This is a genomic window from Roseivivax sp. CAU 1761 (assembly GCF_054482755.1).
Genome location: NZ_JBTLRM010000022.1, coordinates 17123 through 30865, shown reverse-complemented (window position 1 = coordinate 30865; position 13743 = coordinate 17123). Strand labels below are relative to the sequence as shown.

Below are 13743 nucleotides of genomic sequence, written 5' to 3'. Positions count from 1 at the left end.
CCCCCCCCCCCCCCCCTCCCCCCCCCCCCCCCCCCCCCCCCCCCACCACCGCCTCGAGCTCTTCCAGGGTCATCGCCGCACCGGGATGCCGGCGGCGGCCATGTGGTCCTTGGCCTCGGCGATCGTGTGGGTGCCGAAATGGAAGATCGAGGCCGCCAGCACCGCCGAGGCGCCGCCCTCGGTCACGCCCTCGACGAGGTGGTCGAGATTGCCGACGCCGCCCGAGGCGATGACCGGGATCGGCACCGCGTTGGAGATCGTCCGGGTCAGTTCGAGGTCGAAGCCGTCGCGGGTGCCGTCGCGGTCCATCGAGGTCAGCAGGATCTCCCCCGCGCCCTTGGCGGTGACCGTCAGCGCGAAATCGACGGCGTCGAGCCCGGTGGCCTTGCGGCCGCCGTGGGTGAAGATCTCCCAGCGCCCGTCCTCGACCCGCTTGGCGTCGAGCGCCACCACGATGCACTGGCTGCCGAAGCGGTCGGCGGCCTCGCTGACGACGTCGGGATTGGCCACAGCGGCGGAGTTGAAGCTGACCTTGTCGGCGCCGGCCAGCATCAGGTTGCGCACGTCCTCGGTGCTGCGCACGCCGCCGCCCACGGTGAGGGGGATGAAGCATTGCTCGGCGGTGCGGGTGACCACGTCGAGGATGGTGTCGCGGTTCTCGTGCGTCGCGGTGATGTCGAGAAAGCAGAGCTCGTCGGCGCCGGCGGCGTCATAGGCGCGGGCGGCATCGACGGGGTCGCCGGCATCGCGCAGATCGACGAAGTTCACGCCCTTGACCACGCGGCCATCGGCCACGTCGAGGCAGGGAATGATGCGGGTCTTCAGCATGGGAGGCCCTCTTGATCGGTTCGCCGCCTTCTCTAGGCCAAAGCCGCGGGCTTCGCCAGTGCCGGGAACGGCGGCGCCGCGCCCCGGTTGACCCGGGTGAGGCAATGCAAGGAGTTCCCCATGAAGGCGTTCACGTTCACCGCCGCGCTGGCGGCCGCCGCAGCCGGTCCCGCCTGGGCCGATTTCGAACGCGTCAAGAGCCCGCATGACGTCGCCACCACGATCGACCGGCTCGAGGAGGCGGTCGCCGAGGCCGGGGCGACGGTCTTTGCCCGCGTCGATCACGCCGAGGGCGCCCGCGGCGCGGGGCTGGAGCTGGCGCCGGCCGAGCTGCTGATCTTCGGCAACCCGGCGCTCGGCACGCCGGCCATGCAGGACGACATCCGCGCCGGGCTCGCGCTGCCGCTGCGGATGCTGGCCTACCAGGACGCGGAGGGCCAGACCTGGCTGTTCTGGGAGGAGGCGGAGGAGATCTTCGACGACCTGAAGATCGACGACGACGCGCCCTACGTGGAAAAGATCGAGGGCGCGCTGGAGAAGCTCGCCGACGAGGCCACCGACGACTGAGCCGGCGCGGGGCCCGGGACGCCGGGCGGGGCGGCCCGGCTTCCGGCCGCGGCTCAGCGCCGCGGCTTGGCGCGCAGCGTCGGGTCGGCCTGCCGCGGATCCTCGGGCCAGGGATGCTTGGGATAGCGCGCCCGCATGTCCTTGCGCACGTCGGCATAGGAGCCTTCCCAGAAGCCCGGCAGATCCATCGTGGTCTGCACCGGGCGCCCGGCGGGCGACAGCAGCGTCACCCGCAGCGGCCGCCCGGCGACCTGCGGGTGGCTGGTCTGGCCGAACATCTCCTGCAGGCGCAGCGCGATCTCCGGCGCATCGCCGGAATAGTCGATGGCGATGCGGCGCCCCAGCGGGGTGGTGAAGGCGCCGGGCACCGCCGCGTCGAGCGCCTGCTTGCCCTCCCAGCCGAGCCGCGCCTCGAGCGCCGGCAGCGGGTCGAAGCGCTTCCACTCCTCGGCGCTCCGCACCCCGGCGAGAAACGGCAGCAGCCAGTCTTCGAGCTCGGCCAGCAGGGTGGCCTCGTCCATCGCCGGCAGGTCGATCCCGGCAGCGCGGCCGAGCGCCACCCTTGCGGCCAGCCGCTGCGCCGCCGGCGGCAGCGCCAGGCCGAGATCGCGCACGCCGTCGAGCATGGCGCGGGCCACCGCGTCCGCGGGCACGTCGCGCCAGATCCGGTCGTCCAGCGCCAGCGCGCCCAGGCGCTCCTGCTGGCGGGCCACCACCCGGCGCTCGCGCCGCGACCAGCGGCATTCGTCGTGCCAGGCGATGCGGTCGGCAAAGAGCGCCCGCAGCTCCGCCTCGCCGATTTGCGCGGCCTGCCGGATGCGCGCCTCGCGCGGGTCGCCGTCGGTGTCGGTGACCACCAGGAGCCGCGCCGCGGCCAGCGGATCCTCCGGCGCGAGCGCCGCGCCCTTGCCGCCCGAGAGCAGGTAGCGCGGCGCCTCGCCGCGGCGGCGCAGGGCGATGCGGTCCGGATAGGCCAGCGCCGCCATGGCCGCCGGCGACAGCGCCCCGGCGCCGTCCGGGTCAGTCTGGCGGCCGGGAGCGAGCCGCGCTAGGCGCCGGGCCTCGGCGCGGACCGTCTCGAGCGCCGCGCGGCGCAGGCCGTAGGGGCGTTCGGCGGCGAAGCGCCGGGGATCGCGCAGCGCCGCCAGCCGCAGCGTCAGGTCCGCCGGCGCGCCCTGCAGCGGGTCGCGCTCGCCGAGGAGCGCGGCGAGCGGCGCCGCCTCCGGCCCGGCCAGCGCCAGCATGTGGCCGAGCCGCGGATGCAGCGGCAGGCCGGCCAGCGCCCGGCCATGCTCGGTGGGCCGCCCGTCGCGGTCCAGCGCGCCGAGATCGCGCAGCAGCGCCTGGGCCTCGGCGAGCGCCGCCTCGGGCGGCGGGGTCAGGAAGGGCAGGTCGCCCGGCGCGGCGCCCCAGAGCGCCAGGTCGAGCGCCAGCCCGGCCAGATCCGCGGTCTCGATCTCGGCCGGCGGGAAGGCGGCCAGCGCGCCCTCCTCGCCGCGGGTCCAGAGCCGGTAGGCGACGCCCGGGGCGACCCGGCCGGCGCGGCCGGCGCGCTGCGCCGCCTCGGCCCGGGTGACCTTCTCGGTGACCAGCCGCGACATGCCGGATCCGGGGTCGAAGCGGGCCCGGCGGGCGCGGCCGGCATCGACGACGACGCGGATGTCGGGGATGGTCAGCGAGGTCTCTGCGATGGCGGTGGCGAGCACCAGCTTGCGGCCGCGCGGCTCGGGTGCCAGGACGGCGCGCTGGGCCTTGGGATCCATCGCGCCGAACAGCTCGCGCAGCACCACGTCGCCGGGCAGCCGCCCGGCGAGGCGCTGCGCCACGCGGCGGATCTCCGGCGCGCCGGGCAGGAAGACCAGCACGCCGCCCTCGGTTTCGGCCAGCGCCGCCAGCACGGTCTCGGCCATTGCCGCGTCGAGCCGCGCACCGGGGCCCAGTGGCCGGTCGCGCCAGCGCGTCTCGACCGGGAAGGCGCGGCCCTCCGAGGTGATCCGCGGCGCCGCCATGAGATCGGCGACCGGTCCCGCGTCGAGCGTCGCCGACATGGCGATCAGCCGCAGCTCGGGGCGCAGCGCGCCGGCCACTTCGAGACAGAGCGCGAGGCCGAGATCGGCGTTGAGCGAGCGTTCGTGGAACTCGTCGAAGATCACCGTGCCAATGCCGTCGAGGCCGGGATCGGATTGCAGGCGGCGGGTCAGGATGCCCTCGGTGACGACCTCGATGCGGGTCTCGGACCCGACCTTCGCCTCGCCGCGGATGCGGTAGCCGACGGTGCGGCCGACCGGCTCGCCCAGGGTCTCGGCCATGCGCTCGGCGGCGGCGCGGGCGGCGAGCCTGCGCGGCTCCAGCATGACGATGCGGCCGGGCCCGGGGCAGGCCTCGAGCAGCGCCAGCGGCACGCGGGTGGTCTTGCCGGCGCCGGGCGGCGCCTCCAGCACCGCGCGGCCGGCGCCGTCGAGCGCCGCCAGCAGGTCGGGCAGCGCGGCCTCGACCGGCAGCCCGGTCATCGCGCCCGGCGCGCCGGGCCGCGCGCCGCCGGGACGGCGGCTGCCCCGAACGGGCCGAACGGGGTGGCCGCGGCGGGGCGGGGACTGGGGGTCAGCGGCCCAGGCACCAGCGCATCACCGCCTTCTGGGCGTGCAGCCGGTTCTCGGCCTCGTCCCAGATCACCGATTGCGGCCCGTCCATGACCTCGCTCGTCACCTCCTCCTCGCGATGCGCGGGCAGGCAATGCATGAACAGCGCATCCGGGTTGGCGCGCGCCATCAGCGCCGCGTTGACCTGGTAGGGGCGCAGCATGTTGTGGCGCCGCTCGCGCGCGGATTGCGCGTCGTGCATCGACACCCAGGTGTCGGTGATCACCAGATCGGCGCCCTCGACCGCCGCCATCGGGTCGCGCTCGATGGTGACCTGCACGCCCTTCGAGCGCGCCAGTCCGACGAATTCCATCTCGGGGTCGAGCTGCACCGGGCCGGTGAAGGTGAAGTCGAAGCCCATTTGCGCCGCGGCGTGCAGCCAGGAGGCGCAGACATTGTTGCCGTCGCCCGACCACACCACCTTCTTGCCCTGAATCGGGCCGCGATGTTCGCGGTAGGTCATCAGGTCGGCCATGATCTGGCAGGGATGGGTGCGGTCGGTGAGCCCGTTGATCACCGGCACCGAGGCGTATTCCGCCATCTCGGTCAGCACGCTCTCGTCGAAGGTGCGGATCATGATCAGGTCGACATAGCGCGACAGCACCCGGGCGGTGTCGGCGATGGTCTCGCCATGGCCGAGCTGCAGGTCGGCGCCCGACAGCACCATGGTCTCGCCGCCCATCTGGCGCACGCCGACATCGAAGGAGACCCGGGTCCGGGTCGACGGCTTCTCGAAGATCAGCGCCACCATGTGGCCGTCGAGCGGCTTGTGGTCGTCGGGCGCGGCCTTGGGGCGGCCGTTGCGGCCGGCCTTCATCTCCGCGGCGCGGGTCAGGATGGCGTCGAGCTCGGCGGGGTCGGTCTTGTGGATGTCGAGGAAATGATTCATCGCGAACGCTTTGCTGGGGTCCCGGGCCGGGGGCGCTGCCCCCGGACCCCCGGGATATTTCGGCTCAGAAGAAGATCAGGCGGCCTTCTCGGCGAGGGTGGCGGCGGCGCGGTCGAGGCGGGCCACCGCCTCGGCCAGCTCCGCCTCGCTGGCATTGAGCGGCGGCAGGAGACGCACCACGTTGTCGGCCGCGGGCACGGTGATCAGCGCCTCGGCATAGCTTGCGGCCACCAGGTCGGCGAGCGCCACGCGGCATTTCAGGCCGAGCATCAGGCCGAGGCCGCGGACCTCCTCGAAGACCTCGGGATGGGCCGCGACGAGGCCCTCGAGGCGCTGCCGCAGGGAGGCGCCGCGGCGCCGCACATCGGCCAGGAAATCCTCGTCGGCGACGTGGCGCATCACCGCGAGGCCGATCGCGCAGGCCAGCGGGTTGCCGCCATAGGTCGAGCCGTGGGTGCCGGCACCCATGCCGGCGGCGGCGGCCTCGGTGGCGAGCACGGCGCCGAGCGGGAAGCCGCCGCCGATGCCCTTGGCGACCATCATGATGTCGGGCGCGATGCCGGCCCATTCATGCGCGAAGAGCCGCCCGGTCCGGCCCATGCCGCATTGCACCTCGTCGAGGATCAGCAAGAGGCCCTTCTCGTCGCAGAGCGCGCGCAGGCCCTTCAGGCATTGCTCGGGCAGCGGCCGGATGCCGCCCTCGCCCTGCACCGGCTCGATCAGGACGGCGCCGGTCTCGGGGGTGATCGCGGCCTCGAGCCCGTCATGGTCGCCCCATTCGACCTGGGTGAAGCCCGGCAGCAGCGGCCCGAAGCCCTTGACCATCTTCTCCGAGCCGGCGGCGGCGATCGCCGCGGTGGAGCGGCCGTGGAAGGCGCCGCGGAAGGCGACGATGCCGCTCTTCTCCGGCCGGCCCTTCTCGGACCAGTGCTTGCGCGCCATCTTGACCGCCAGCTCGCAGGCCTCGGTGCCGGAATTGGTGAAGAACACGGTGTCGGCGAAGCTCGCCGCGACCAGCGCCTGGGCCAGCGCCTCCTGTTCGGGGATGCGGTAGAGGTTGGAGACGTGCCAGAGCTTGCCGGCCTGGTCGCGCAGTGCCGCCACCAGGTCGGGATGGGCGTGGCCCAGCGCGTTCACGGCGATCCCCGCCCCCATGTCGAGGAAGCGTCGGCCATCCGCCTCGATCAGCCAGGAGCCCTCGCCCTTCACGAAGCTGAGGGGCGCGCGGGAATAGGTCGGCAGGACGGGCGGGATCATCGGATCGCTCCTTGGGCGGCGAAAGCCCGTTGGTGCCAAGCGCCTCGGGGCAAGTCAAGTTTGCGGGTCGGGAGAGGACATGCGCGGGCCGGGCGCCCCGGCGGGGCGGCGGCGAAGGAGGGCTCAGCGGCCTCGTCGGATCGGCGCGGGCATCGTCATGGCGCCTGCGATGGCGCGGGCGCGGGCAAAAAGCAAGCGCAAAGCGGCGCGACGGGGGTTTTCATTCGCGAAGCGGCGCGTATAGTCGCCGCCATGATGCGTCCCGGCCCTCATAACGCGATGTGCGCCCGCCCCTCGGCGGCGCTTCCGCTCGGCCTGCTGCGCCTTATCCGCCTCTGAGCGCGGCCGTCCCGGCGCGACCGCTCAGAGGATCGCAGGACGCGCCGGACGAGAGCCCAGAGACGAGATTTCAGCGAAAGAGCCCGACCATGACCCAGGCCACGACCAAGGACCGAGTCCTGATCTTCGACACCACGCTGCGCGACGGCGAGCAATCGCCCGGCGCCACCATGACGCATGACGAGAAGCTGGAGATCGCCGAGCTGCTCGACGACATGGGCGTCGACATCATCGAGGCCGGCTTCCCGATCGCCTCGGAGGGCGATTTCCGCGCCGTCTCCGAGATCGCCCGGCGCGCCCGGCAGGCGGTGATCTGCGGCCTGGCGCGGGCCAACCCGACCGATATCGACCGCTGCTGGGAGGCGGTGCGCCACGCCCAGCGGCCGCGCATCCACACCTTCATCGGCACCTCGCCGCTGCACCGCGCCATCCCCAACCTGAGCCGCGACGAGATGGCCGAGCGCATCCACGACACCGTGACGCACGCACGCAACCTCTGCGACAACGTGCAATGGTCGCCGATGGACGCGACGCGGACCGAGTGGGACTATCTCGCGCGGGTGGTGGAGATCGCCATCAAGGCCGGGGCCAGCACGATCAACATCCCCGACACGGTGGGCTACACCGCGCCCAACGAGAGCGCCGAGCTGATCCGGCGGCTGATTGCCGAGGTGCCCGGGGCCGACGAGGTGGTCTTTGCCACGCATTGCCACAACGATCTCGGCATGGCGACGGCGAACGCGCTGGCCGCGGTCGAGGGCGGCGCGCGGCAGATCGAATGCACCATCAACGGGCTCGGCGAGCGCGCCGGCAACACCGCGCTCGAAGAGGTGGTGATGGCGCTGAAGACGCGCGGCGACATCCTGCCCTACGAGACCGGCGTCGACAGCCGGCGGCTGATGCACATCTCGCGCCGGGTGGCGACGGTGTCGGGCTTCCCGGTGCAGTACAACAAGGCGATCGTCGGCAAGAACGCCTTCGCCCACGAATCGGGCATCCACCAGGACGGCATGCTGAAGAACGCCGAGACCTTCGAGATCATGCGCCCCGAGGATGTCGGGCTCTCGGCCACCAACCTCGTCATGGGCAAGCATTCCGGCCGCGCCGCCTTGCGCGACAAGCTGCGCCAGCTCGGCGTCGAGGTGGGCGACAACCAGCTCAAGGACCTGTTCGTCCGCTTCAAGGAACTCGCCGACCGCAAGAAGGAGGTCTACGACGAGGACATCCTGGCGCTGGTCACCGCCACCACCACCGACGGCATGGCCGACCGGCTGGTGCTGGTGAACCTGAGCGTGCACTGCGGCACCGGCGGCCCGGCGCGGGCCGAGCTGGAGATGGAGATCGACGGCCGCGACGTGTCGGCGACCTGCGAGGGCGACGGCCCGGTCGACGCCACCTTCAAGGCGGTGCGCAAGCTGCACCCCAACAAGGCGCGGCTGCAGCTCTACCAGGTCCACGCGGTGACCGAGGGCACCGATGCCCAGGCCACGGTGAGCGTGCGGCTCGAGGAGGACGGCATGATCGCCACCGGGCAGTCGGCCGACACCGACACGGTGGTGGCCTCGGCGCGGGCCTACATCAACGCCTTGAACCGCCTGCTGGTGCGCCGCGACAAGGCCGGCCCAGGCGCCGATGGCCGGGAGATCTCCTACAAGGACGCCGGCTGAGGCCGGGATGCACCCGCGGGGGCGCCGGCGCGCCCGCGGGGGCCGTCGCCCGGGCCGGCGGGCTCAGCCCAGCGGAATGTCGGTCCAGAACGGCCGGTCGGCATCGCTGGCGGTGCCGTCGACGAAGCGCTCGGCCTGCGCCACCGCGTCGGCGCCGACGGCCCGGCCCAGGGCGCGGCCGTTGAGATCGCCGTCGCTGAAATGGATGCCGCCGTAGAGCCGCGACAGGCCGGCCTCGTCGGCGGCGGCCGTGAACGTGTCCCAGGTGAAGACGGTGTCGGTGGCCGGCACGTTGCGCTCGAACTGGATGCTGTCGGCGGCGAAGCGCACGGTGCCGCCGAAGGCGTCGCTGCCGGTGATCTGGCGCAGCACCTCGGCGCCGGCGGCGCTGAAGGCGGAATGGCCGGAGGTGTATTCCGCGAAGGGCGGCGAGGGGTAATCCCCCGGACGCTGGAAGGTGACGAAGTTCTCCGCCAGGACGGTCTGGGTGCCGCGGCCATAGCCCTCGGCGTCGAAGCCGCCGAAGGCCTCGATGACGTAGCCGGTCTCGCCGGTCAGCGCGTCGGTGCCCCACTCCCCGATCAGACCGAGTTCGCCGAGATCGCGGATCGCCCGGACCGGGCGGGCGTAATCGTAGGCGACCTTGCTGTCCCAGGTGGCGATGCCGGCATCCAGCATGGCGTTGGCGAGCGCCAGGAACATCACCGCGTCGGCGCCGGTATCGTGGCCGTCGCGGGCCGAGACGAAATGCCCGAAGGCCATGAAGGTGCCGGGCGGGAAGGCGGTGCCGGCGCCGTCCTCCCAGAACTCGGCGATGATCTTGTGGCGGTCGGTCAGGCCGGCGGAATAGGCGATCACCTCCTCGGCCTGGGCGATGAAGGCGGGATTGATGACCGGGCCGATCAGCCCCCGGTCGACCGCCAGCGTGGCGCCGGCGGCGTGCTGCGTGACGCCGTCGTGATAGGGCGCCGCCAGGGTGATCGTGCGCGCCGCCATGTCGAGCGTCGCGCCGCTCTGCGCGGGGCTGAAGAAGGGCTCGGGCGCGGCCGGCCGGTAGGCTGAGAAATCCGTCGCCCCGGCCGCGTCCTCGGCGAGCCCGAAGCCCTCCACGCCGCGCCAATGCGGGGTCAGGAAGGTCTGCAGCGGCGCCGCGCCCTCGGGATCGACGGGGGCGCTTTCCGGGGTCCAGCGCGCGATGTCGACGACGTCGTCGGGGCCGGAATTGACCGGCACGTAGCCCGAGATGTCGGCGTAGCCTCCGGCCTGGTTGGCGCCGTCGCCGGCGCGCAGCCAGAGCAGATCCTCGGCGGCGTCGATGCCGATCTCGGCGGCCAGCGACCCGTCGCCCCCCGGGGTCAGCCCGTAGCGTTCGGTCATCACCCGCTCGAACAGCGCGCCGCTTTCGGGAAACAGCGCGGAGAGCACGGTGAAGGCGGCATGGCTCATCGCCGCGATCATCTGCGGCTCGCCGCCCAGCCCGGCGAGGTTGTCGCCCTCGCGGTCGAAGGAGACCCGCACCGCGTCCGGGTCGTAGGATGCCCAGGCGTCGAACATCGCGGTGTGCACCATCGCATAGGCGCGCGCCGCCACGGTCGGGCCGACCGGGGCGCTGGCCTCGATCACCGCCTGCTGCACCACCCGGTCCCAGACCACGCTCACCGTGGGCTCGGTGCCGTTGACGCCGAAGACCTGGGTGCCGCCGCCGACATGGATCGCCGGCGCCGCCTCCGGGTCGAAGAGCGCGGCGAGCTCCGCCGCGGAGAGGCTGGCATCGGCGAAATCCACGGATTCGAAGCCGGTGACGATCATCTCGGCCCCGGTGAAGCGGTCGACCATCCGGAGCCCTTCGCCCACCACCTCGCAATCGACGCTGCCGAGGCTCCAGTCGAGCTCCAGGTGGTCAATGCCCCGGCCGCCGTCGATGCGGCCGCCGAAATGCGCCAGCGTCACCACGTCGTCGCCGCGGCCGGCGCGGATCTGCTCCACCGGACCCTCGGCTGCGATGCGGTCGTCGCCGCGGCCGCCCGCGACCCGGCCGGCGCCGGCCGCAAGGATCATGACATCGTCGCCGGCGCCGCCATGGACCCGGTCCGGCCGGGCTTCGGCGATCAGGGTGTCGTCGCCCCGTCCCAGCAGCACCGTGGCCACCGGGGCGGCCAGCGTCACGAGGTCGTCGCCGGCCCGGGCGTGCAGCATCCGCTGCGGTTCATCGAGGGTAATCTCGTCATCGCCCCGCGTGGCGGGGCGGCGCCAAATCGCATGTGCCATACTAAAATCCGTTCACTGAAATCGACCGTGACAATGCGGGCATGCTATCGCAGAAGCGGCGTTTGCGCACCTGTCGCGTGACCCGCCGGGCCGGGCCCGCGCTGTCCCGCGCCGATCCGCGCGTTGCGCCGCCCTCCGCGATACGGCACCACTCCGCCGAAACGCGGCGCGGGGGAGGCGATTCCGGATGTTGTTGTCGATACTGGTTCTGGCGGTGGCGGGGCTCGCGGCCGGGGCGCTCAACGCGGTGGCCGGGGGCGGCACCTTCCTGTCCTTCCCGGCGCTGGTCTGGGTCGGGGTGCCGCCGCTCTTCGCCAATGCCACCGCGACGCTGGCGGCGCTGCCGGGCTATATCAGCAGCGCCTGGGCCTACCGCCACGACATGCGCGCCGAGGGACCGCTGGGGCTCAAGGCGATCCTCTGGCTGGCCGTGCTGGGCGGCTTCCTCGGGGCGCTGCTGCTCCTGGTGACGCCGCAGGAGCTGTTCACCGGGATCGTGCCCTGGCTGTTGCTCCTGGCCACCGTGGCCTTCGCCGGCGGGCCGGCGCTGCTGCGCCGGGCCACCGCCAGCGGCCGGGCGCTGGGCTGGACCGGCGCGGCGGCGCTGATCCTCGCCGTGACGATCTATGGCGGCTATTTCAACGGCGGCCTCGGGATCATGCTGCTGGCGGCCTTCGGGCTGGTGGGCTTCCGCAACCTCCACGGCATGAACGGTCTGAAGAACGGCGTCTCGGCGGTGCTCTCGACGGTCTCGGTCGCGACCTACATCGCCGCCGGGCTGATCGACTGGCCGACGGCGCTGGTGATCGGGCTGGCCAATGCCGCCGGCGGCTGGCTCGGCGCGCATCTGGCGCGGCGGGTGACCAACATGGCGCTGCTGCGCGGCTTCATCATCGCCGTGGGCCTGGCCATGGCGGTGGCGTTCTTTACGCTCTGAGACGCGCCGCGCAGCGCGGAGCAACGGGGGAGGGCACCATGCAGGACGACGAGACGGGCGGTGAGACGGGCGGTGAGCCGCCCTGCTTCGGCGCCCGCGTGATCGCCGGACACGCGATCGATCCGGTGCGCCTGCGCGACGTCACGCGCTTCCGCCGGGCCGAGCGGGCGCGGCTCTACGCCGCGCGCAAGGAACGTTCCTCGGAGGCGCTGCGCTGCGCCTCCAAAGAGATCGCCGACGGGCTCGATCGCGCGCTGGGCCCGGCCAGGGGCCGGGTGATCGCGGTCTACTGGCCGATCCGGGGCGAGCCCGACCTGCGCGGCTGGATGCGGCGCCGGGCCGAGGCCGGCGACCGCGTGGCGCTGCCGGTGATCGTCGAGACCGAGGCCCCGCTGCGCTTCCGCGCCTGGCATCCCGGGGCGCCGATGACCCGCGGCATCTGGTCGATCCCGATCCCCGAGGAGGGCGCCGAGCTTGTCCCGGAGGTCGTCGTGTCGCCGCTTCTCGGGGTCGACGCGGAGGGCTACCGGCTGGGCAATGGCGGCGGCTATTACGACCGCACGCTCGCGGCGATGACCCCGCGGCCGCGCATCCTCGGCGTGGGCTACGCCGCGGCGCGGATCGCGACCATCCACCCGATGCCCTGGGACGTGGCGATGGACGAGGTCATCCTGGCCGGGGAGTGAGCGGCGCCGCGGCGCTAGAACGCCTTGAAGGTCAGCGTCGTCAGCGAGCGCACGATGCCGGGAATGTCGAGCAGGCGCTCGTTGACGAACTTTCCCACATCCTCGCCCTCGGGGATGTAGAGCTTCATCAGCAGATCCCATTCGCCGCTGGTGGAATAGAGCTCGGAATGCAGCTCCCTGAGGCCGATTTCCTCGGCGACCTTGTAGGTCTGGCCGGGCACGCAGCGGATCTGGACGAAGACGCAAACGGTCATGAACGGACATCCTTGACGGAATTCTGCGCCAAGCTGGCACAGCGGGCCGGGCGGCACAACGCCCGGCCGGGCCTTTCCCTCACCGGTTCCGCCACTTATAACCGCCCGCGACAGGAACGGGAGAGCCCGCCATGCGCAAGGCGCGCATTCAACGCAAGACCGCCGAGACCGAGATCGTGGTCGAGATCGACCTCGACGGCACCGGCCGCTACGACAACCGCACCGGCGTCGGGTTCTTCGACCACATGCTCGACCAGCTGGCGCGGCACGCGCTCATCGACCTCACCGTGCGGGCCGAGGGCGACACCCATATCGACGACCACCACACCGTCGAGGATACCGGCATCGCCATCGGCCAGGCGTTGACCCGGGCGCTGGGCGACAAGCGCGGCATCCGGCGCTACGGCTCCTGCCACCTGGCCATGGACGACGCGCTGGTGCGCGCCGCGCTCGATCTCTCGGGCCGGCCCTACCTGGTCTGGGACGTGGCGCTGACCAGCCCCACCATCGGCAGCTTCGACAGCGAGCTGGTGCGCGAATTCTTCCAGGCCCTGTCGACCCATGGCGGCATCACCCTGAACGTGGCGCGGCTCTCCGGGCTCAACAGCCACCACATCGCCGAGGCCGCCTTCAAGGCGGTGGCGCGCGCCCTGCGCGAGGCGGTGGAGCCCGATCCGCGGGCCGCCGGCGCCATCCCCTCGACCAAGGGCGCGCTCTGACCGGCCCGGACCGCCGCCCCCCACTGACCTGACCGAGACGAGACCCGACATGCTCACCGTGCTGATCGACTACGAAAGCGGCAACCTGCACTCCGCCGACAAGGCCTTCCGCAAGATGGCCGACGAGGCCGGCGCCGGCGAGGTCCGGGTCGTCACCCGGGCCGAGGACGTGGCGCGCGCCGACCGCATCGTGCTGCCCGGCGACGGCGCCTTCCCGGCCTGCGCGCGGGCGCTGCGCGACACCGGCGGCGTGCAGGAGGCGCTGCTCGAGGCGGTGGAGAAGCGCGGCGTGCCGTTCATGGGGATCTGCGTCGGCATGCAGCTGATGTCGCGCATCGGGCACGAATACGAGGAAACCCGCGGGCTCGGCTGGATCGACGGCGAGGTGATGCGGATCACCCCCACCGACCCGGCGCTCAAGGTGCCGCATATGGGCTGGAACGACCTGGTGATCGACCATGCGCATCCGGTGCTCGAGGGCATCGAGACCGGCGACCACGCCTATTTCGTGCATTCCTACCAGGTCCGCATGGCCGATACCGAGCAGCGCCTGGCGCGGGTCGATTACGGCGAGGACGTTACCGCCATCGTCGGCCGCGACAACGTCGTGGGGCTGCAGTTCCACCCCGAGAAGAGCGGCGCCACGGGGCTCCGGATGATCGCCAACTTCCTCGCCTGGAAGCCCTGAACCCG

12 protein-coding genes are annotated in these 13743 nt (G+C 72.6%); 6 read left to right on the top strand and 6 right to left on the bottom strand.

The annotated features are described in order from the left end of the window. Positions 1-69: 69 nt before the first annotated feature. Positions 70-828: an imidazole glycerol phosphate synthase subunit HisF gene (gene hisF / locus ACXYMW_RS13635; RefSeq protein ID WP_459035877.1), complete on the bottom strand. Its 759-nt coding sequence runs from the start codon at positions 826-828 to the stop codon at positions 70-72. Between the two features lie 120 nt (positions 829-948). Here hisF and ACXYMW_RS13630 point away from each other — a divergent pair, with 120 nt between their 5' ends. Beyond that, a complete protein-coding gene (locus tag ACXYMW_RS13630) occupies positions 949-1395 on the top strand; it encodes a DUF302 domain-containing protein (protein ID WP_459035876.1) in 447 nt (148 codons plus the stop codon). 53 nt (positions 1396-1448) lie between these two features. Here the strand turns inward: ACXYMW_RS13630 and hrpB are convergent, their stop codons facing one another. From hrpB to ACXYMW_RS13615, 3 genes are all read right to left on the bottom strand, one after another. Continuing rightward, positions 1449-3905, bottom strand: coding sequence for an ATP-dependent helicase HrpB (hrpB, locus tag ACXYMW_RS13625; protein ID WP_459035875.1), 2457 nt, complete (start codon positions 3903-3905; stop codon positions 1449-1451). 91 nt (positions 3906-3996) lie between these two features. Beyond that, positions 3997-4923: an ornithine carbamoyltransferase gene (gene argF / locus ACXYMW_RS13620; protein WP_459035874.1), complete on the bottom strand. Its 927-nt coding sequence runs from the start codon at positions 4921-4923 to the stop codon at positions 3997-3999. 75 nt (positions 4924-4998) lie between these two features. Continuing rightward, on the bottom strand, positions 4999-6180 hold the full coding sequence (locus ACXYMW_RS13615; RefSeq protein WP_459035873.1) for an acetylornithine transaminase: 1182 nt from the start codon (positions 6178-6180) through the stop codon (positions 4999-5001). 428 nt (positions 6181-6608) lie between these two features. Between ACXYMW_RS13615 and ACXYMW_RS13610 the strand changes: the two genes are divergently transcribed. After that, a complete protein-coding gene (locus tag ACXYMW_RS13610; protein ID WP_459035872.1) occupies positions 6609-8186 on the top strand; it encodes a 2-isopropylmalate synthase in 1578 nt (525 codons plus the stop codon). Between the two features lie 63 nt (positions 8187-8249). Here the strand turns inward: ACXYMW_RS13610 and ACXYMW_RS13605 are convergent, their stop codons facing one another. Continuing rightward, entirely contained in the window at positions 8250-10454 is a 2205-nt protein-coding gene (locus ACXYMW_RS13605; protein WP_459035871.1) for a vanadium-dependent haloperoxidase, read from the bottom strand. A gap of 187 nt (positions 10455-10641) precedes the next feature. Between ACXYMW_RS13605 and ACXYMW_RS13600 the strand changes: the two genes are divergently transcribed. Both ACXYMW_RS13600 and ACXYMW_RS13595 read left to right on the top strand, forming a co-directional pair. Beyond that, positions 10642-11391, top strand: coding sequence for a sulfite exporter TauE/SafE family protein (locus ACXYMW_RS13600; protein WP_459035870.1), 750 nt, complete (start codon positions 10642-10644; stop codon positions 11389-11391). Between the two features lie 38 nt (positions 11392-11429). Next, a complete protein-coding gene (locus ACXYMW_RS13595; protein WP_459035869.1) occupies positions 11430-12077 on the top strand; it encodes a 5-formyltetrahydrofolate cyclo-ligase in 648 nt (215 codons plus the stop codon). Positions 12078-12091: 14 nt separating this feature from the next. Here ACXYMW_RS13595 and ACXYMW_RS13590 read toward each other — a convergent pair whose 3' ends face one another. Further along, positions 12092-12331 carry an Lrp/AsnC ligand binding domain-containing protein gene (locus ACXYMW_RS13590; RefSeq protein WP_459035868.1) on the bottom strand — a complete coding sequence of 80 codons (240 nt, stop codon included), beginning with the start codon at positions 12329-12331 and terminating at the stop codon, positions 12092-12094. A 131-nt stretch (positions 12332-12462) separates the two neighbouring features. On the opposite strand from ACXYMW_RS13590, the gene hisB reads away from it, so the two are divergent. Both hisB and hisH read left to right on the top strand, forming a co-directional pair. Then, complete coding sequence (gene hisB, locus ACXYMW_RS13585; RefSeq protein ID WP_459035867.1) at positions 12463-13050, top strand: imidazoleglycerol-phosphate dehydratase HisB; 588 nt, start codon at positions 12463-12465, stop codon at positions 13048-13050. A gap of 49 nt (positions 13051-13099) precedes the next feature. Continuing rightward, positions 13100-13738, top strand: coding sequence for an imidazole glycerol phosphate synthase subunit HisH (gene hisH, locus ACXYMW_RS13580; protein WP_459035866.1), 639 nt, complete (start codon positions 13100-13102; stop codon positions 13736-13738). Positions 13739-13743 lie beyond the last annotated feature (5 nt).

Excerpts from the sequence above, each read along its gene's own strand:
- hrpB (WP_459035875.1), bottom strand. The coding sequence starts at position 3,905 with ATGACCGGGCTGCCGGTCGAGGCCGCGCTGCCCGACCTGCTGGCGGCG.
- ACXYMW_RS13590 (WP_459035868.1), bottom strand. The coding sequence starts at position 12,331 with ATGACCGTTTGCGTCTTCGTCCAGATCCGCTGCGTGCCCGGCCAGACC.
- hisF (WP_459035877.1), bottom strand. The coding sequence starts at position 828 with ATGCTGAAGACCCGCATCATTCCCTGCCTCGACGTGGCCGATGGCCGC.
- hisB (WP_459035867.1), top strand. The coding sequence starts at position 12,463 with ATGCGCAAGGCGCGCATTCAACGCAAGACCGCCGAGACCGAGATCGTG.
- ACXYMW_RS13610 (WP_459035872.1), top strand. The coding sequence starts at position 6,609 with ATGACCCAGGCCACGACCAAGGACCGAGTCCTGATCTTCGACACCACG.
- argF (WP_459035874.1), bottom strand. The coding sequence starts at position 4,923 with ATGAATCATTTCCTCGACATCCACAAGACCGACCCCGCCGAGCTCGAC.
- ACXYMW_RS13595 (WP_459035869.1), top strand. The coding sequence starts at position 11,430 with ATGCAGGACGACGAGACGGGCGGTGAGACGGGCGGTGAGCCGCCCTGC.
- ACXYMW_RS13605 (WP_459035871.1), bottom strand. The coding sequence starts at position 10,454 with ATGGCACATGCGATTTGGCGCCGCCCCGCCACGCGGGGCGATGACGAG.
- hisH (WP_459035866.1), top strand. The coding sequence starts at position 13,100 with ATGCTCACCGTGCTGATCGACTACGAAAGCGGCAACCTGCACTCCGCC.
- ACXYMW_RS13600 (WP_459035870.1), top strand. The coding sequence starts at position 10,642 with ATGTTGTTGTCGATACTGGTTCTGGCGGTGGCGGGGCTCGCGGCCGGG.
- ACXYMW_RS13615 (WP_459035873.1), bottom strand. The coding sequence starts at position 6,180 with ATGATCCCGCCCGTCCTGCCGACCTATTCCCGCGCGCCCCTCAGCTTC.
- ACXYMW_RS13630 (WP_459035876.1), top strand. The coding sequence starts at position 949 with ATGAAGGCGTTCACGTTCACCGCCGCGCTGGCGGCCGCCGCAGCCGGT.